An 18,347-nucleotide genomic window follows, 5' to 3' on the forward strand; every position below is an offset into this window, starting at 1 on the left:
TGGAAGATCGGGATCCCCGCAGCGGGAATCCTCGGGCTCGCTGGCGGCCTCTCTCTGGGAGGAACGTTGTGAGCCCGATTGATGACACTGGATCGGCCCGGGTCATCCGGGATGAGGACAGCTTTTTCCGGGACCACCGGGGCCTCCTGGCCATGGGGCACCTCATCGCCTTTGCGGCGGGGGCTGTAGGGGTCCTGTTCGCCCTGGCTACAGTTTATGGCTACCTGCAGCGCTTCGATGACTGGGTGTCGATGGGGCAGTATGCAGTGGGTCTTCTGGTGGCCGGGGCCGGACTCGAGTACGGGCAGACGCGCATAGAAGGAACGCTGCAAAAACCGAGGTAATCATGGGGCACTTTGAGGGAACAGAAATCGAGATCAGTGAACTCCGGGCGGAAGACCGCAGGCATAATGCCCGCTTACGGGACATCGAGCAGGAAATGAAAGAACTCCGGCGGGAGAGCATCGAAGTCAGGACAGCCTTGATCGGCCCCGATGGTTCAAACGGCCTGAGGCGAAACGTCCGGGATATCGAGACAAAGTTAGACAAGATGCCCCACCAGATTTTCGGGATGCTCGTGGGGACCTTCACGATCCTAGCTGCCCTGGCATCTCTGGTAGCGGTGATCATTCAGGGGTAGGGGTGGGCCTACCGGAGAATCAGCAACCTTTTGGGAAATAGAAACCCGCCGAAGGACAGAAGAAAAACTTGCAGATAAATCTGGCTCGAGCATCAATTTTTTTGGCGGCCAACGATTATCCGCGTCGACGATGGACTCACCCACCTTCGTGCTTCATATCCTTGTATCCAGACCCATTTTCGCTTCTTGAGTCCTGGCCCGTACGGTTGGTGTCGTAAATGAGCTCGGACAGGCACATTCATCAAAGTCTTGCCGACAGTTCCGTCGGACGATGGTTTTTCGTTGAACGCAGTTTGATAGATGCGATCAACGTATAGTCGCTGCATGATCCATTCTGATCGATCCCGTGTCCGGTCCGCATTTCGCTTTTTGGTAGTTTCAGTGTGTGTCTTCTGCGCGATAGGCGTATGCTCGGCGTCGAGGATTGCACCGAGCACTACCGCAAACCGCATTGCCTGAACGCTCCAGTCGCCAAGTGCTGTTGCATCACCAAGCACCGGATCATCAAACTCTATGCCCAATATTTCTTCCCCCGTCCATTTTGGCTTCATCGGAGCAACGAATGTTCCGTCGGGATATTCAGCTCCTACCAGATAAAGTATTCCGTCCAGTGTATAGCCACCAAGGCTTGCAGTCCAACCGAATAATGGTAGATCTGGGCGTTTGCTCTCAATCAGGAACGGCTGTCGCAACAGCGTCGGAGCCTCGCTTGGATACACGTGGAGATCCGTGCTTGCAACCAGTCCAATGACGCCGAGAGTGGGTTCAAGGACGGTAAGTTTCGGTGTCATGAGTATTGACAGCATTGCTATGTTTACGAGCTCTGGGACTTGCACTCCCGACAGGGGACCGAATGCGGACACAACGAGCCCGCCCGCGCGATCACGCAGTTCCGAAGAATCGGGGACCGGGTGCTGGTTGAGTCTGCGGACGAGTTCGCTAACCGGTGTCCAATCACTCATTCGACTGTCCTCTCATTCCACCAGTTCTCAATCAACTCAACGAGCGTAAATTGTTGAACGACGGTCAGGTCGCGGAGTTTGCTCTCGAGTGCTTCGCGTTCCGCCCCAAAAGCCTGAATTTCCTCATCGAGGCTGTCCTGTATCTTCGCAAGGACGCCAGCTCTGATGGTTGCCGCTGGCTGCCACCATGTTCCATTGCAGGCATTCCGCATCGCGTTCCATTCACTCTCGGAAAACATCGCCTCGACGCGCTTTCGCTCGCTACCGATCATCTCTTGGTATCGGTCTGCGACCTCGTGCAGGGCCGAGGAGAGCCCTCGACCTTCGGTCAGGCGCAGCTTCTGGATCAGATCGTCAGTCAGGTACACGCTCGTTTTTTTTCCCATTGTTTTCCCCTTAGTAGTTGTTGCGCCCGGGGATCGCCCGGGCGTCCGTAACCGGCGAGGTGTTTCGGCCCGGCCGAAGCCGGGCCTCGTCAGGCGGTTAGTCTTCGTCAATCCACCCATTGGCAGGGTCACACCAACGACCGCCAATAATAGAATTAGCACCCCAAGAATCGTTCTTGGATGCGATTGCTATTCGCGCCGGAATCCAGCCAGCGAAATTGTCACCGAATACTGCGTACTCATTTCGCAGCTGTCTGATTCTGCGGTTCAGTCCTCTCTCAGTCGTGTATGTGACAGTAACAATGCTGGCCGCTTGCTCATACTGTCCTGCGGACACAACCAGTTTGATTTTTTTCTTGTCACTCATCTTTCCTCTCTCCTCCGCCTTGCCCGTAGGCTGGCGATTTGGTTTGTCGCAATCAACGATTGCTATACTCAGTATTATACCGCATAGTGCGGTATAATCAAGTCATGAGTGTTGAAATTTTCCAGTCTTTTCCGATGACCTAATGAGGATTGATCTGGCAGTTTTCATCGGCTTGTTCCGGATCATCGTGGCATAAATGGAGCATCTACCAGAATCGTAAGGAAAACAGCAGAATCAGCTGCTCTGCACCCTGCCTGGCTCACCGGAGTTTTCGATTGCTTTTTTTTACGTATTGCTGGTGCACCAGGTGTCCACAAACAACAAAAAAAGACTGAATCATGCTATATTCAGGGCAGAGTAAATGTGATCAAATAAGTCCTGTTGCCATTCAGGAAGTTGTGCTAGGATGGATTTAAGGAGGGATGAGCCGAGAACAATCCGACAAAAATCCGACAACCGAAATCTGTTGTCCGAGCTTATTGAAATGGATGAAATACAGGCTTTGATCCTGTTATTTCTTTGCTGTGAATGGATTTGTGTGAAAATCAGGGATGCTGAGGGGTCTTCGGGGATTCATAGGGTGGAGGCGATGATTCCTCTCCGGAGCCGAAGGTCGTGGGTTCGAATCCCGCCGTGTTCATTCCCCTCCCATCTGGGTGCTTCCCGTTTCAGAGGTTCTGAATGCAGTCAGAGTCGGCTCAGGACCGGCCAGCGAGCGTTACCATACTATGAACAAACACCACCGCGAATATGCAAACCAGTACCTTCAGCTCCTGTCCCGGGAGGAGCGGGAGCGGATCCCCCGGATTACGGCAGAGCATTTCTGTAACGATCAGTACAACGCCAATGAATGTGCACGCCTGGTCAATGAGGGGATCAAGAGGGCAACCTCGAGCCTCGCCGGGGCCTATCGCATCGAGGGTGATCCGTTTCCCGAGCGGGGGTCTCTCCTGGTGGTTCTGGACTGGCACCAGGAACCGGTCTGTATCGTCCGGATCACCGAAGTCTCGATCTGCCCCTTCCATGAGGTGACCGGGGAGTTCGCCGCTGCCGAGGGCGAAGGTGACGGCTCCTATCGGTGGTGGCGTGAAACCCACAGCGCTGTCTTTTCACAGTGCGCTCAAGAGTTGGGTATCGAGTTCAACGAGTCCTCCCAGGTGGTGCTGGAACGGTTCGAGAAGGTCTATCCCCTTTCGCCTCGGACTCCCAGCTTCAAGGCCGCCAGGGCCACCCCCAGATAAGCCCCGCAGGAGACTATCCACGCCCCCGACAGGCCNATTCGCGCACAGAGAAGCGTTGTCACCGCCGCNGCCGCCACAGAGCAGGAGCTGTCGATAGCGCAGGCCCAGGGAAGATGGTCCTCTCCCGGACCGGCGAGGCGACGCAAACCCAGGGGGAAGACCATTCCCGCCACGAGCCCCGTGGGAACGATTCCCGCAGCTATCATGGCCAGCCCCGCAGCTGGAGACGCTGTCAGAGCTGCCACTGCCAGGGACCTGCCCGGGAGAGCTCGTGCCAGAATGAGAGCCGCCGTGGCCAGAGCGGCCCCTGCCAGGACGGGGGAACTGGGTTGTACGCGCCGGGAGAGAAGACTCCCTGCCCCGGAACTGGTGAGCAACAGCGCCAGNACTGCCGCCGAAGCCTCCAGGTGGTGTCCCAGGGGAAGGATGGTCTCCTGAATCAGGGCGATTTCGGCAACGATAAAGCCCGTCCCCGTTCCGGCAAAATAGAGGAAGGTCCAGATNCTCCCTCCTGANCNCCAGCGACTTCGGCCGCAGAGCGGTGCCGCTATCAGGACCAGGGCAGCTACCAGCGCCTGGATCGCCGCGAGAATCGCGGTAAAGAATCCGATCTCGAAATAGGGGAGGGCCGCTCCTCCTGCGGAGGAGGCGATTCGGGGAATCGCCCGGGGGTCGAGAAACTGGAAAAAGAAGGGCGACGAGTCGCTCCGGGGAGATACATCGAACCAGTAATCTCCGAATCCCGAGAGCCCCTCTCCCTCCAGAATCCCCTGAAGTGCCTCGTGAAACCCCTGGTCAATCCTTCGATGGAACCGTTCCCGCTCGTCCTCTTTCAGATCAGGCAGAATCAGNAGGTCGAACCCCAGGGATTCCGCGCTCCGCCGCACCGCCTGTTGTTCATCCCCGGTAAAAGGAGTCCTGCTGACCAGAAGGGTGGCGCTGTTCCAGCTCTGGATCGCAGCGATGTGGTCCGATGGTCGATGAACTCCCTCGTCCTCCAGGACGGCGATCCAGGTGGNGAGGAGACGCAGGGAGATCGAAGGAGGATCTTCCAGCCAGAGGGTAGTGCTGATCATCCCCCGGGGAGTCAGGAGGCGGAAGATCCCCCCAAGAGCTTCCCGGGTATAGTCGTAACGCGGTTCCATGGCTCCCGTTCCGGAGGTTCCTCCGAATTGACCCAGCTGGGGGGTCACGATGAGGTCGTAGGTCTTTCCCTCTCCCTCCCNGAGGGGCTCGCTCTCCCGGAGGGGGGCCTTCGTGAGATNCTGGTTCAGCTGGTTGTGNCGNGCGATCCAGGGCCTGATCGCCAGGGATGTGGTGGAGACCCGTGGATCCTGGTAGAGGTGGTGTATCCACTCGGGGTGCCTCTCGCGGAGCAGGTTCAGGGCCGGTGAGTGCGATTCCTGGACCGTCACCTGCCGGGCTCCCCGCGCAAGGGCGTGGGCTGCATCGGTCCCGGTGCGCCCTCCCAGAATGGCCACGTGCCGGGGGGAGCGAACCTCGTAGGGCAGCATCCGGGTGGTGTAGTCCAGCAGATTCCNGTCTCTCTTCTGCCTTGGGAGGGTCCCGTCTTCAGGAAGGGTTCCAAAATAGTCCCCGTCGTTGAAGAGGACGGGCCACTGGGGAGGCTCGTGGGGAAACTGGAGGCTGATTCCCGGGGCGTAACGAAGCGCCGGGGCCCGGACAACCGTGAGGTGACCCCGGTGGGTGGATTCGCTGTGGATGATCCGCGCCTGGGGAAGCTGCAGGGCTGCACTGATATCCTTGTATTGCGAGGNTTCGGGGAGACCGGGGGATATCAGCGCCCTGCCCGCGAGGATCAGCGCCAGAATTCCTGTCGCTGCCGGGAGCGGGATCGACCTGTGGCCGGGTGAGGAGGGATTCCCGGAGTCCTGGGAAGGCAGGGCAGGAAGCAGAAGTATTCCTCCCGCCAGGGGGAGAAGCGCCGTGAGCCCGGGAAGGGATGCCAGGGGAAGGAGGCGNAGAGCCGCGAGACCCAGCAGGGCTCCTGCGGCCGATCCGCCGAGGTTTGCCGCGTAGAGCAGGCCGATCTGCAGGGGGTTTTGCAGAAAGAAGAGCGTGATAGCCAGNCCTGCAAAGAAAAAGGGCACGGCGTAGAGCAGATAGACTCCTGCCAGGAGGATCCCCTGGTGGGGCTCGGAGAAAAGCAGAAAGAGATCGAGCCGTTCCGTGATTCCCGTGAGAGAAGCCGTGGCGGCCATGGCCGCAGCGGAGAGAAAGAAAAGAGAGATCAGGTTCCGGAAGAGGTGGCGGAAGAGGAGATCCTTCCCCAGGAAGGCCGCAGACCCGGCTGCTCCGAAACCCAGCATGGCGGCGGAGATGACCAGCCCCGTAAAGGGGGCTCCCTGGGCTGCCGAGAGNGTCCTCATGATCACGAGCTGGAAGGCGATAACCCCAGCCGAGAGAAGGGCCAGGGCGGGGAGCGATCCCCGGGAGTTATTCGGGCCTGACAAAGGGAACAAAGCGCACGGGCAGAATCTGTTCGGTCTGAAAGGTATCATCCCGGCGGTGCACCAGGGTCAGCACCTGGGTGCGAAAGGGGGAGCCCACGGGAATGATCATCCTTCCCCCCGGGGCGAGCTGGGCAAGAAGGGGCGGTGGAATCGATGCCGCCGCTGCGGTTACCACGATCGCGTCGAAGGGTGCCTTTTCTTCCCAGCCGTAGTAGCCGTCGCCCGAAGCTGCCTGGACCCGATGGTACCCTGCTTTCCTGAGGTTGCTCTGCCCCCATTCGGCCAAAGCCTCCACAATCTCGATGGTATAGACCTGATCGGTGATCTCGGCCAGGATTGCCGCCTGATAGCCCGAACCGGTGCCGATTTCCAGGATTCGGTGGCCCGGCCGGGGTTCGATCAGCTCTGTCATGAGCGCCACGATATAGGGTTGGGAGATTGTCTGGCCGTGGCCGATCGGCAGGGGACGGTCGTCGTAGGCTCGCTGAAGGTGTTCCTGCCGCACGAAGTAGTGCCGGGGGACGCGCCTGAAGGCTTCCAGGGTCGGTTCGTGGCTGATTCCCCGGGCGATCAGTTGTGTGGTGACCATTTCTTCTCTCCGGGGCCGGTGAGGTTCTGTGGCCTCTGCCTCCGGCAGGAACCCTGGCAGGGCCAGCAAGGCTGTCAGAGCCAGGAATATGTGCCTCCATGCCCGGCCGGGTCCGCCCGGTGCCTGGGGATCTGCGCTGTTCACCGTGCCTCCCTGTGCGGTCGGGAACGCATGGCCGGAGTTTCCGGCTGGACCCTCCGGTCGAAAAAAACGCTCCTGGTCAAGAAAGAAGTTGGCAGGCGCTCGTGGTGAGACACCTGCCAACCGGACCAACCCCAGGCAGCCCCCGCACGGCTGGAAGCGATCCCGCCTGAGGTGTACCAGCCATATAGTCCCGTACGGGCAATACCGGAAATTGTAGCACAGGATTCTGTCGATAACTACATGTTCTGTTGATATCTCCTGAAAAGAGATCGCTTCTGCAGAGGAGCACTCGCCGGTCTTCCCGCTCCTGTCGGGCGGTTGACAACCTGCCCGGTTTGCGAGAGTATTAGCGCGGACTAACTAATTATGGTAGCAGTAACACCGTCGCGGTACGGTTGGACATCTTCTGTGGCTCGCCGGGTTCTTCGGGCCGGGATNGCCCTGATCTGGTTTCTTCACCACGGGAGAGGCGGCGACCACCGTCGAGGGGCTGCTCTCTGTGGCGGCTGCCCCTTGCGCAGTCGGTGCGATTCCAGGGGGGATGAGCGATGCAGATAATAAAACCTCTTGTNGCAACCCTTGAAAAGCTCTGTGCCTCGTCACGGACCCTTTTNTGGTGTTATGCGGCTCCCTATCGCGGTGTGGTCGCCAGGGAGATCGCTCTGGCCCGTATTGGTGAGGGCGATCGCGTTCTCGCTATCGGGTGCGGTTCTCTCCCTTTTACGGCGGTTCTGGTGGCGACTCTCGCCCGGGCGCAGGTGGTGGCCGTCGATATCGATCCCGTTTCGGCCGGCAAGGCCCGGACGCTGATAGCGCGGCTCGGTCTCTCCTCCCGCATCCAGGTTCTTGCCGGGGATGCCGCCTCGCTCCCCATGCCCCGGGCCGAGGTTGCCCTGGTGGCGCTTCAGGCTGCTCCCAAGAAGGAAATTCTCGATAACCTGNCAGGATCGCTTCCCCGTGGCTCCGGGCGGGTTTTGCTGCGCCTGCCCCGTCCCGGTCTGGAGGGGCAGTACGGTATGGAGGGAGCGTGTTTTCTGGAGGGGCAGTACGGTATGGAGGGAGCGTGTTTTCTGGAGGGGCAGTATGGGCTGGGTTCCCCGGAAGATTTTTCCCCTTCCCTGGGAGCGGTATATCATGCCATGCCTACCTTCGACAGATCGGTTCTGGTGGCTCTCCCTGCGGAGGGTTCCCGAAGAGAGTTCTCCGGCGAGGACGGCGGGTGCTCTGGAGAGAGGAATCTCTCCGGCGAGGCGGGAGTAGCGTGAGAGTTCCTGTTCCCGGAGCGCTTTTTCAGAACCCCCTGCTCCGGGGGCTGATTCTGGTGGGGGCTGTTGCCCTGATGTCGCGGTTGGTCTCCCGGGAGGCCCTGGGGGCCGCTCTGGTGAGTCTGGGGGGGNTATCCCCGGGGGCAATGGTGTTGCTGCTCCTTCTGCAGGTGCTGGTTCTGGGGGTCCTCTGCTTTCAGTGGAGCCTGCTGCTGGCCGCTCGGGCTCCCTCGGGAAGGGCGCCCTGGTTGTCGGTGGTGCCCCCCTATCTGGCCGGGGCCTTTGTGGAGTCCGTGACTCCCTCGGCGAAGCTGGGGGGCGGGATCACCCGGGGCATTCTGTTCCAGCGCCGGTTTGGTATCTCCTCCCGGGATGTGGCGCTGGTGATCGGCCTGCAGGCGGCTGTCATGATTCTGGGGGCTGCCCTGGTGCTGGTCCCCGCAGGGATCTTCTTCGGAGGTGCTGCTCTGGAGATACTGGGAGGGGGAGCGCGCGTCCCGTCTTTCCCATCTCCCCACGGAAGGAGCCTCCTGCCGGGGGGGATTGCCTTTTTCCTGATGGCTGCGCTGGCCGGGGTCATCCTCTTTTCGAAGAGATCCTGGTTGCAGAGGCGGGGGCAGCGGTCTGCCTTTTCCCGGAGAAGACTCGCCGTGGCCACGGCCCTGGCAGCGGCGGTGTGGGCGCTCTATCCTCTGAAGGTTTTTTGTGCTGCCTGGGCGCTGGGTGTTCCCCTGGCTTTCTCCGTAACCCTGGTTGCGACCTTCACGGCCTATCTGGCGGGGTTGCTTCCCCTCACGCCGGGGGGGCTGGGNAGTTACGAGGCGGTGATGACCCTGGTTCTGGCTCGTTCGGGCGTGCCCCTGGATCGGGCGCTGGCGGTGACGATGCTCTCCCGGGTTGTGAGTTTCTGGTGGCCCCTGGCCCTTTCATCCCTGGCGGCGGCNGTTCTTCTGGTCAGGTCCGGGGGAAGGGGCAACGGCAGGGGGGCGCCGGGGAATCAGGGGGGAATGACCTTGTCAGCGAAGGATTCGCCAGAGGTTCGGGCTCATCGCAAGGCACGGAAACAGTTTATGACAAAGGACGGAGGGATGGGTTCTTTTTTTCTTTCCGCGGTGGTACATTTCGAGCGCTGTGCGGCCGGGAACAGCCTGGCCGGGGCCTTGTATCATCGGTGTTTTTACAGGANAATTATCGATACAGAAATCGCTGCTGCCGGGATAGAGCCCGGGGCCCGGGTCCTGCAACTCGGATGCGGCCCCTTTCCCATGACGGCGATCGCCCTGGCGGAACGGGGGTATCGTGTTACCGCCGTGGATCGGTGCGCCGGNACGGTGCGCAGCGCCNCGTCTCTGGTACCTTCGTCNGTGCAGATNCTCTGCGCCGACGGGTTGGAACTTGATTATTCGGGCTACGATGCGGTCTTTGTGGCCTTGCATGTGCAGCCCCGGCAGGAGATCGTCCGCCGCATTCTTGCAACGGCAGATCGGGGGACTCCCGTATTGTGCCGNAACGGGCGGGGGGTTCTCTGCCGGTCCTACGGGCGCGTGACGCCCCATACTATCGGTGGCGCTGTGTCGGGCTGGAGCCGACCGCTGCCGGGAAAAAAGGAGCTGGTGGTGCTCAGAAAAAAAGGATTTTCTCCGAAGGCCTGTCCCANGGCCTGTGCCAAGGATATCATTCCGACGACTCCGNCGAGCATGCAATCCGACCCTTCCGGGGCAGGCCTTCTCGCGGAGCGCCCGGGTAACGGACAGGAGGTCTGTTGCCCGGGTGATCNCGCCGGGATCTGCCGACTCTGCGACCTGGCCCCCTGCCAGGGCGGGGAAATCACGGCGATTCCCGATATGCCCATGCTGGCCGCCATGGGGTTGCGCCCCGGCAAGGCCTGTACCATTCTGGCGGTCCAGCCTTGGGGAGGTCCCGTGATCTGCTCCNTCGGGGGGCGTCAGATCGCTCTGGAACGGACCGTGGCCGAGGACATCACCGTTTCCTCCCTCGCCGGACGGGCTGAAGCACCGGAGGAGGGCCAGGCAGAGAACGCCCNGGTTGACCAGAAAGGGTCTCTCGTCTCCTGATGGCGTGNCATACCCCGGCAGGATCGGCTCCACAGGGTCACAAGGAGGTCCTCCTGATCGGACCTCCCAATGTGGGAAAGAGCGTTGTCTTCAATCACCTCACGGGAATGAACGTCTCCATGGCGAATTACGCCGGTACAACCGTGGATATCGCCCGTGGGACGGGGCGGTTCGGTGAGTTCCCGGTCTCGCTGGTGGATCTTCCCGGCACGTATACCCTGGCTGCCTCCAATCAGGCCGAGGAGGTCGCAACGGATATGCTGGCCGGTCCGGCTGATCTGGTATTGATTGTGGCCGATGCGGTCCATCTGGAGAGTAGCCTCTTCCTTGTTCTGCAAATTCTTGAAGCGGGGCACCCGGCGATTGTGATTCTGAATCGCATCGATGTGGCCCGGCGCCGGGGAATCGAGGTCGATGCGGGNCTCCTGGCAGAACGCCTGGGGGTCCCCGTGGTTCCCACCGTGGCGGTTCGATCGGAGGGGTTCGATGCGCTCCGTCATGAGGTCGTTCAGGCCCTCAGAGAGCCTCGCGTACCNGNCCCTCTGCGGGGGGATCCCTGGGAGATCTCGGAAGAGCTCTGCCGTGCTGTGCAGCAGACCTCGGGTGACGATTCGGACCTGCACGATCTTCCTCCCCACGGTGCGGTGCCACANCCCCGGCGGCGAATACGCTTTGGCGANAACGCGCTCATCCAGCCCTGGCCCGGGCTCCTCATAGCGGGCCTGGCTCTTCTGACCGCCGTGGGAATTATTGTGGGTCTCGGCATGGGAATGCGCCAGTTTCTGCTGCTTCCCCTGGTGAGGGGCCACCTCTTTCCCCTTCTGCGGAGTCTGGTGACGGCCCTGGTGGGGCAGGAGATGATCAGAAATATCCTCATCGGCGAATACGGTCTGCTCATCAAGGGGATCGAGTGGCCCTTTACGCTGGTGCTCCCCTACGTGATCTCCTTTTATCTGGTGATCAGTATCATGGAGGATACGGGGTATCTGCCCCGCTTTGCCGTGCTCCTGGACGGAGCTTTCGGCAAGATCGGTCTTCGCGGGTCTCACAGCATCTCCCTGCTCCTGGGCTACGGCTGTGCGATCCCGGGGATTCTCTCCTCCCGGGCCATGGGGTCCCGCAAGGAGCGGATCATTCTGGCTACCATGATCTCCCTGGCGGTGCCCTGCATTTCCCAGACCGGAGCGATTTTTGCGCTCCTGGCAGAGGCGAACCTGCTCCTGGTGCCGGTGATTTTCCTCCTCTCCTTCATCGTAATGATCGGCGCGGGGTTGATCCTGGATCGCCTTGTTCCGGGGACCCGATCTCGTCTGGTCTACGAGATGCCCGTGCTGCTGGTTCCCCAGAGACGGGTGATTCTCCGCAAGATGATCGGGCAGATCCGCCATTACATCATCGATGGAGCCTTGCCCATGGTGGTGGCCGTGGGGATCGCTTCGGTCCTCTACGAGACGGGAATTCTGGCGTACCTCGGCCGTTTTCTGGCTCCCCTGGTGACGGGCTGGTTGCGTCTTCCCGAAGAGGCAGCGGTGCCCCTCGTGCTGGGGGTCGTGCGTCGGGAGCTCACGGTGCTGCCCCTGCTCGATATGGGGCTCTCGCCGGTTCAGCTCCTGGTGGGGGCATCGGTGGGGCTCTTTTATGTTCCCTGCATCGCTGTGGTGGCGACCTTGAGCAGAGAGTTCGGGGTGANGATCGCCTTTGGTCATCTCCTTCTGACGGTGGCTACGGCTTTTCTCGTTGGTGGGGTGATCGCCCGGGTGGGAGCGTTTCTGTAGTTTCGTCTACNGTCCCGTTTGACCGGTCCCGGGAGTGAGAGGGGGCGGGCGGAGTCGGTGCGAAGGCAGGGGCAGACGATAGCGCCGGATTACTCCGNAGGGCAGNGAATCCCTGAAAAAATCGTCCAGGTCTGTGTGCGCAAAGAGGTGTTCCAGGCATCGCAGGACACCTTCGTGGGTTATNGCCAGTGCCGNGCCCTCTCCGGGAAGGTCCTCACAGAAGGTCTGGACCCGGTTGATCATCTCCGGCAGGCTTTCTCCTCCNGGAGGCGATCGGGTTTGCCAGTTTTCCATCCAGGGTTCCGTCTCTTCCCGGGGAATCTCTTCCCAGGGTCGTCCCTCCCANAGTCCGTAGTCGAACTCCAGAAGCCTGGNATCTTCCCTCACGGGGTACCCCAGGGCCACGCCGAGGTCCCCCGCCAGGGTGCGGCACCGCTCCAGGGGACTCGTATAGATGACACCTCCGGCCAGGGNGCGTCCCGGCAGATCCCCGGTCGTCCGGAGTTCCTTCGCGATTTCCCGCTGTTCCTCCAGATAACTCCTGGCCAGGGTCAGTGGTGTTCTGCCCAGACAGATTCCTCGGGGTTTCTCTACCCGGGTGTGTCGAACCGCCACCAGCAGGCGCCAGGGGNTATCGTCGGTGATCGCTTCCGGGGCCACCCGCTTTCGGCTCCCGCGGTCGGGATCGGTCATAGCACCAGCGCCAGCGCCAGGAGTGTGAGTTCGGCAACCTGNTCCGTTGCTCCCAGGGTATCCCCTGTGTATCCACCCAGCTGGCGCCGGAAAAAAAGAATCGCCAGGGGAACCAGCAGGGCCAGCCCGGCGAGCCCCAGAATGCCCCTGCCTCCCGTGAGGGCCACCGTAGAGCCCACTGTAATCGCCAGGGCCAGAAGGACGGCTCCGGGGGTGACACCCTTGCTGATCGGCTTTGCCTTGCTCAGTTCGTCTGCACGGAGGTAGGGAAGAAAAGCGATCACCAGGACGGGTGCGAACCGGGCCCCCACGTGAACAGCGATGATTGTTCGGACCATGCTCTCCGCAGGCAGAGCCAGGAAGAGGTGAAATCGCACGAGCAGGGTCAGGACCAGCGCCACAACGCCGTAGGTGCCGGCGCGGCTGTCCTTCATGATCTCCAGCTTCTGTTCCACCGTCCACCCGCCGCCAAAGCCGTCGGCCGTATCGGCCAGGCCGTCCTCGTGAAAGGCGCCGGTGCAGAGTATCGCTGCGGTCATGCTCAGGAGAATTGCCACGGCCGGCGGGAAGAGAAGGTGGGCAGCCCACCAGACGGTGGCCGCCACCCCCCCTGTAACGAGGCCCATGGCGGGGAAATAGGCCGTGGCCGGACCAAGAAGGTGCGTCTCGGCCATCACCCGTGACGGGACGGGAATCCGCGTGTAAAAACCCAGGGCAACGAGAAAGAGCTTGAGCTGCCGGGGCAGCCGCGAGGGATGATCGTAGTGGTCCATGGGGATGGAGTATATCAGATTTTTGCTCCTCAGGCGGGGCGGGCTGCTCCCTTCAGGTTAAACGGTTCCAGGACTCGTTCCAGGACTCCCTGCATATGGGATATGGCGACCCCGTAGTTTGTCACGGGAACCCCGGCGAGCCGGGCCTCTTCCAGGCGGGCCAGCATCTGCCGGCGGGTGATCATGCACCCTCCGCAATGGATGATCAGATCGTAGCAGTCCAGCTCCTCGGGAATGGTTCCTCCCGTGACTTCCAGGCGATGTTCCTTGCCCGTATAGGTCCGTATCCATTTGGGTATCTTTACCCGGCCGATATCGTCGCACTGAATCTGGTGGCTGCAGCTCTCGGTGACAAGAATTCGTGACCCCTGGGGAAGGGTGTCCAGGAGGTAGACGCTCTCCACGAAGGAGGGGAGGTCGCCCCTGAGACGGGAAAAGAGGATCGAGAAGGTGGTGAGCGGCACCTCGGGAGGCAACAGCGCTGCTGCCCGGTCCACCACCTGGGAATCGGTTATGGCCAGATCGGGGGGGTGCTTGAGCTGGTCCAGCACCCAGGGAAGCTCCTGGTCCTTCACCACCAGGGTTGCGGCGTTCCCGTCGAGAACCTCGCGAATCGTCTGAACCTGGGGAAGAATGAGCCGCCCCGCCGGAGCTTCCAGGTCGATGGGGACAATCAGAAGTACCAGGCGCTTTGACCCGATGAGGCCCTCCAGGAGTCGCCGGTCTCCCTTTTTTCGGGCCGCTTCCAGAATTCCTGCCAGCTGGTCCCGAAGCTCCCATATACCCTCGCCCGAAGTCGAGGAGACCACGGCGGGTTTGCGCGAGGTGATCCGCTCCAGCTCGCGGAGCAACTCCAGGTCGGGCCTGGTGGTATCGCTGTGGGTCACCACGGCCAGGGTCGGCCGCTGGGTCGCGCATGAAGCGAGTTGCTCCAGATCATCCTTGTCCCAGCGGGCGGGGTGTATCGTATAGAGCGCCAGATCGCTTCCTGCCAGGGCCGCGCGGGTCTTTCTGTTTCGGGCAGAGCCCAGAGCTCCGGTGTCATCCAGTCCCGCCGTGTCCACGTAGACCACAGGTCCAAAGGGCAGAAGCTCCGAGGAACGGAGCACGGGATCTGTTGTGGTGCCGCGGGTAGAAGAGACGATGGCCAGATCCTGTCCCACCAGAGCGTTCAGCAAGGCCGATTTCCCGGCGTTGCATTTTCCTGCCAGAACGATGTGGGGCCGCATACTCCTGGGAGTTCCCTGGGGTCCCCCGCTCATGGTTTTTCTCCGGACTCGGCACCGGGCGTGGTGGCGCCGGGAAGGCTCTGGAGACCCGTCTTTACGGTGACGCCGGGCAGAGCGCCGAGCTTTCCGCTGAGAGACCCCATCTCGTCGGTGCTGGCCCGTACGATGAGCGTGATGATCGAGAGGGTTCCCTCCTCAAGGTTGGGGAGTCCCAGTCGCCCGACGATGCAGTCGGCGTGGGCCGCGAGGATCTGGTTTATCCGGGCCCCCAGACGCTGGCGGTTCTCCACAATGATTCCCACAAAGCCGTAGCGGATTTTCTGTTCAGATGTTGCCGTCATGTACTTCTCCCTTCGGGTGGACTCGTTGGTCTCGGGCCTGGCTCTGGCCCTGGGGCGTCGCTTCCTGTAGTACCTGATATCTTCCGGTGTCCACGCCCAGGAGCTTCATTACTCCGTCGCTCCAGGCAGAGGCGGTGGCTGGTTCGGTCTTCAGGGGAGAGCCGGCGGGAAGCGGGAAGGTCTTTCCCAGAATACCCGCAGCGTAGGCGTCGAAGAGATCTCCCTCGCTCCGCAGGGGCAGCTGCAGGAGTTCTTCCAGGTGAGAGAGGAACTTCGCCGCGCCAGGGAGCGCTTCGCTGATTTCCGGGATGGTCCAGAAGGAGCAAAAATGCACGGGGAAGGGGGCTTCGGGCGAGTAGAGGAGATCCTGAAGAAACTCGAGCCCCGCCGAATCCCCCCGGGGAGGAATCCGATAGAAGAGGATCGGTTTTGAGGGATCGGGAAAGCGCAGTATTACTCCGGGGATTGTTTCCGAAGGCTCGTCCGGTGCCGATCGTCGGTCCATCATCACCAGATCGCCGGTTTTCAGGGAGGGTGCCAGGAGGGTAAACTCCAGTTCTGTCACGAGGGGCTCCTTTCTGCGAATGCTTTCGTTGGTCCTGTTGCTTCTGTTGTGCCTGAGCGTGCCGGAGGGGTTGTTCCGGAGGCGGTTTCGGGTTTTCGCCGTGCGTGGGGAGCGTCTCCCCAGGAATGGTACGATACAGGTCGCCGGGCCCAGGCAGCACGGCGGGGAGTACAGGCGATGCACTCCCGGGCAGTCTCCTCCACACAGGGTTTTCCCTGGTAGAGCTGGTAGGCCTTGCGTTGCCCGCCGGGGGTGACGATCGGCATCAGTACGTTGGCACCGAAGGCGAGCCCCTGTTCCCGTCCCGTGGGCGAGAGGGCCTGCAGGGCTGTGGCAGCGGCAATATTTACATCTCTCAGGGCCAGTCGTGTTGCGGCGATCATCCGCAGGGAGAGGCGCAACCGTTCCGGAGGGGATGATTCGGGAAGCAGCCCGCGGTGGAGCATTTCCTGCCGGGCGCTCCCGGCCGCTTCGATGTAGGGTCCCATGCCGATCATGTCGGCATCGATCTCCCGGAAAAAGAGNATATCCCGAGCCAGGTCCCGGGCTGTCTGACCGGGAATACCGATCATCACGCCCGTGCCCACCTGAAAACCCGTGGCCTTGAGGTCTTCCAGTGCCCGGATGCGCCGTTCCAGGGTCTGNTCCGGGGGGTGAAGGCGCGCAAAGAGACGGGGGTCGCTGGTCTCTACACGCAGGAGATAGCGGTGTGCCCCGGCATCAAAGAATCTGGCGTAGGTCTCCCGGGTCTGCTCTCCCACGGAGAGGGTAATGCCCAGCCCCCGGGGGAGGTCTGGCGTGACCGTTTCCTCTTTTATTTTTCTCAGCACCCCTTCGACAAAGTCGATAAAGGCCCGGTCTCTGCGTTCACCCGCCTGGAGGGTCATGGATCCGTATCCCTCCTGCAGGCAAAGCTGCGCCCCTTCCAGGATCGCCTCCTCGGTCAGGTCAAAGCGGACGAGGGGATGCCCCCCATCGTCGGTATCGCTGGAGCGGCGAATTCCGCAGTAGTAGCAGTCGCTGGCGCAGCGGTTGGAGAACTCCAGAAGCCCCCGGAGCCGGACCTCTTCTCCCACCTCCTCGGCCATGACCTGCCGTGCCCGGGCTGCCAGCGCGGCGTCTCCCCCCGGCCAGTGGCCCAGAAGGAGCTCTTCCAGCTCCGCCAGGGAGAAGCTCTCCCGGGACATAATCGTATCAGACATAGAGGTCTCTCGCTCCTTCGCTGGTTCGCCTGTAATAGTCCAGGAACTTCGTGTGGAGCGCGGGCGTTCTCTGCTCTGCTCCCGCCAGTTCCTGCCGGATCAGGGCCTCGCCTATCTCTCGGGTTTCCGGGGTTGCAAAGTCGTCGAGCCATTCCCGGAAGGTGATGATCGCATTAAGTTTGCAGAAATTTCCCTCGTTGCAGCTCCGCAGAAGGCGCATGATTCGTTCTCCCCGGCGGCCGATCCGGTACCCGGCGGTGCAGAAGCTGCTGATGAAACCCATGGCGGCCAGATCCCGGACAAGATCCTCCACCGTGCGGGGATCGCCCAGAAGAAACTGCTGCTCCTCTTCTTTCTGACTGTAGGAATCTTCCGGGTTGCAGGAATCCCTCTGGCTGCAGGAGTCCTGGCTGGGCTGACCTTCCTGTGCGAGTGGGTCCGGCGGGGTTTCTCCGAAGTTGTTCTGGTGGCCGCTGCTGTAGGCGCCCAGCCCGATTCTGGTAGAGGCATCCATCTGGGTGATGCCCCGGAGTACCGCCTGATTCCGGATATCCCGGGTCTCCCGGGCGGTGCAGATCAGGCCCGTATAGGGTACGGCCAGGCGCAGAACGGTAATAATCTTCAGAAAATCAGCATCGCTCACGGCGTAGCGGCTCGACCTTGTCAGGGGCGCGTTGTGGGCCGGTTCAAGGCGGGGAAAGCTGATTGTATGGGCGCCGATCCCGCAGGCGGTGCTTTCCAGAGCCCGGACGTGGCTCAGAAGTCCCATAACCTCGAACTTCCAGTCGTAGAGGCCGAAAAGCACGCCCAGCCCCACGTCATCCACCTGGGCATCCTGGGCCCGGTGCATGGCGTAGAGCCGCCAGCGGTAATCTGCCTTAAGGCTTTGCGTCCCGTGAACGCGGCGGTAGGTATCGCGGTGGTAGGTCTCCTGAAAGACCTGGTACGTTCCCAGACCTACCTCGCGCAACCGTCTCAGGGAAGCGATATCCAGGGGTGCGCAGTTCACGTTTACCCGGCGGATGTTGGCGTGGCCCCGGCGCGTGGGGACGCGCACCCCGTAAACAGCGTTGATGCTCTCCTCAAGATAATCGATATCGGTGAGGGGGTGCTCGCCGTAGACCACCACCAGCCGCTTGTGGCCGAAGGTCCCCGCCAGGGCCGATGCCTCGTGACGTATCTCCTCCATGGTCAGGTGCCGTCGGTGCATCCCGGTGTTTTCCCGGCGAAAGCCGCAGTAGCTGCAACTGTTCACGCAATGGTTCGCCATGTAGAGGGGGGCAAAGGTGACGATCCGGTTATCGTAGACCTTGAGTTTTATCTCCAACCCGGTCTGGCGCATCTCTTCCAGCATGTCCGGGTCTTCCACGTTCAGGAGAACCGCCGTCTCCCGGGGCGTCAGAGTCTGAATCGCCCGGGATTTATCCAGGATATCCCTCACAGTCCGGGGATCGGGGGTTCGAGTCTCCTCCAGAGCGCGGAAGATCGCCTCTTCGTCGATGAAGTCCAGCCCCCGGCTATCCAGGTACTTCTCTACTTCGCCGGGTTTTACAACGCTTCTGGACCACTGGAGGTCGCGGGTCGGGGCTGAGATCGCCATGGTACATCCTCTCTCGATAAAACTGT

17 protein-coding genes are annotated in these 18,347 nt (G+C 61.4%); 6 read left to right on the top strand and 11 right to left on the bottom strand.

The window, feature by feature from the left end; translation table 11 throughout:
- Window positions 1-68: 68 nt before the first annotated feature.
- Together B071_RS15490 and B071_RS0102575 are read left to right on the top strand one after the other, a co-directional pair.
- Window positions 69-344, top strand: a complete 276-nt coding sequence (locus B071_RS15490; RefSeq protein ID WP_157702986.1) for a hypothetical protein — start codon at window positions 69-71, stop codon at window positions 342-344.
- Window positions 345-346: 2 nt separating this feature from the next.
- The gene (locus tag B071_RS0102575) at window positions 347-640 is read left to right on the top strand and encodes a hypothetical protein (RefSeq protein ID WP_018525541.1); all 294 of its coding nucleotides are present in this window, start codon (window positions 347-349) and stop codon (window positions 638-640) included.
- Window positions 641-732: 92 nt separating this feature from the next.
- On the opposite strand, the gene B071_RS0102580 is transcribed toward B071_RS0102575, so the two are convergent.
- The 3 genes from B071_RS0102580 to B071_RS0102590 form a co-directional block, all read right to left on the bottom strand.
- Window positions 733-1,602: an AcrVA2 family anti-CRISPR protein gene (locus tag B071_RS0102580; RefSeq protein ID WP_018525542.1), complete on the bottom strand. Its 870-nt coding sequence runs from the start codon at window positions 1,600-1,602 to the stop codon at window positions 733-735.
- A complete protein-coding gene (locus B071_RS0102585; RefSeq protein ID WP_018525543.1) occupies window positions 1,599-1,988 on the bottom strand; it encodes a hypothetical protein in 390 nt (129 codons plus the stop codon). The genes B071_RS0102580 and B071_RS0102585 overlap by 4 nt, the downstream gene beginning before the upstream one ends.
- A 97-nt stretch (window positions 1,989-2,085) precedes the next feature.
- On the bottom strand, window positions 2,086-2,355 hold the full coding sequence (locus B071_RS0102590) for a hypothetical protein (RefSeq protein ID WP_018525544.1): 270 nt from the start codon (window positions 2,353-2,355) through the stop codon (window positions 2,086-2,088).
- Window positions 2,356-3,083: 728 nt separating this feature from the next.
- Here B071_RS0102590 and B071_RS0102595 point away from each other — a divergent pair.
- Window positions 3,084-3,596 carry an ASCH domain-containing protein gene (locus tag B071_RS0102595; RefSeq protein ID WP_018525545.1) on the top strand — a complete coding sequence of 171 codons (513 nt, stop codon included), beginning with the start codon at window positions 3,084-3,086 and terminating at the stop codon, window positions 3,594-3,596.
- A gap of 2,457 nt (window positions 3,597-6,053) precedes the next feature.
- Here B071_RS0102595 and B071_RS15495 read toward each other — a convergent pair.
- Window positions 6,054-6,659 carry a protein-L-isoaspartate(D-aspartate) O-methyltransferase gene (locus B071_RS15495; RefSeq protein WP_157702987.1) on the bottom strand — a complete coding sequence of 202 codons (606 nt, stop codon included), beginning with the start codon at window positions 6,657-6,659 and terminating at the stop codon, window positions 6,054-6,056.
- 692 nt (window positions 6,660-7,351) lie between these two features.
- On the opposite strand from B071_RS15495, the gene B071_RS18155 reads away from it, so the two are divergent.
- The 3 genes from B071_RS18155 to B071_RS0102620 all read left to right on the top strand — a co-directional run bounded on the left by B071_RS18155 (window position 7,352) and on the right by B071_RS0102620 (window position 11,918).
- The gene (locus B071_RS18155; protein WP_018525548.1) at window positions 7,352-8,068 is read left to right on the top strand and encodes a methyltransferase domain-containing protein; all 717 of its coding nucleotides are present in this window, start codon (window positions 7,352-7,354) and stop codon (window positions 8,066-8,068) included.
- Window positions 8,065-10,143, top strand: coding sequence for a flippase-like domain-containing protein (locus tag B071_RS0102615; protein WP_018525549.1), 2,079 nt, complete (start codon window positions 8,065-8,067; stop codon window positions 10,141-10,143). The genes B071_RS18155 and B071_RS0102615 overlap by 4 nt, the downstream gene beginning before the upstream one ends.
- Window positions 10,143-11,918: a ferrous iron transporter B gene (locus B071_RS0102620; RefSeq protein ID WP_018525550.1), complete on the top strand. Its 1,776-nt coding sequence runs from the start codon at window positions 10,143-10,145 to the stop codon at window positions 11,916-11,918. The genes B071_RS0102615 and B071_RS0102620 overlap by 1 nt, the downstream gene beginning before the upstream one ends.
- A gap of 6 nt (window positions 11,919-11,924) precedes the next feature.
- Here B071_RS0102620 and B071_RS18160 read toward each other — a convergent pair whose 3' ends face one another.
- The 7 genes from B071_RS18160 to hydG all read right to left on the bottom strand — a co-directional run bounded on the left by B071_RS18160 (window position 11,925) and on the right by hydG (window position 18,321).
- Entirely contained in the window at window positions 11,925-12,611 is a 687-nt protein-coding gene (locus tag B071_RS18160) for a histidine phosphatase family protein (RefSeq protein WP_018525551.1), read from the bottom strand.
- The gene (locus B071_RS0102630) at window positions 12,608-13,384 is read right to left on the bottom strand and encodes an adenosylcobinamide-GDP ribazoletransferase (RefSeq protein ID WP_018525552.1); all 777 of its coding nucleotides are present in this window, start codon (window positions 13,382-13,384) and stop codon (window positions 12,608-12,610) included. Before B071_RS0102630 ends, B071_RS18160 begins: the two co-directional genes overlap by 4 nt.
- Before the next feature lie 29 nt (window positions 13,385-13,413).
- Window positions 13,414-14,646: a [FeFe] hydrogenase H-cluster maturation GTPase HydF gene (gene hydF, locus B071_RS0102635; protein WP_018525553.1), complete on the bottom strand. Its 1,233-nt coding sequence runs from the start codon at window positions 14,644-14,646 to the stop codon at window positions 13,414-13,416.
- Window positions 14,643-14,954 (bottom strand): TM1266 family iron-only hydrogenase system putative regulator, encoded by a 312-nt coding sequence (locus tag B071_RS0102640; protein WP_018525554.1) that lies wholly within the window; start codon window positions 14,952-14,954, stop codon window positions 14,643-14,645. Before B071_RS0102640 ends, hydF begins: the two co-directional genes overlap by 4 nt.
- Complete coding sequence (locus tag B071_RS0102645) at window positions 14,938-15,519, bottom strand: hypothetical protein (RefSeq protein WP_018525555.1); 582 nt, start codon at window positions 15,517-15,519, stop codon at window positions 14,938-14,940. Before B071_RS0102645 ends, B071_RS0102640 begins: the two co-directional genes overlap by 17 nt.
- Window positions 15,516-16,721: a [FeFe] hydrogenase H-cluster radical SAM maturase HydE gene (gene hydE / locus B071_RS0102650; protein WP_245534039.1), complete on the bottom strand. Its 1,206-nt coding sequence runs from the start codon at window positions 16,719-16,721 to the stop codon at window positions 15,516-15,518. Before hydE ends, B071_RS0102645 begins: the two co-directional genes overlap by 4 nt.
- Window positions 16,714-18,321 (bottom strand): [FeFe] hydrogenase H-cluster radical SAM maturase HydG, encoded by a 1,608-nt coding sequence (gene hydG, locus B071_RS0102655; RefSeq protein WP_018525557.1) that lies wholly within the window; start codon window positions 18,319-18,321, stop codon window positions 16,714-16,716. The genes hydE and hydG overlap by 8 nt, the downstream gene beginning before the upstream one ends.
- Between the last annotated feature and the right edge of the window lie 26 nt (window positions 18,322-18,347).

It is taken from the genome of Alkalispirochaeta alkalica DSM 8900 (assembly GCF_000373545.1).
GTDB lineage: Bacteria > Spirochaetota > Spirochaetia > DSM-27196 > Alkalispirochaetaceae > Alkalispirochaeta > Alkalispirochaeta alkalica.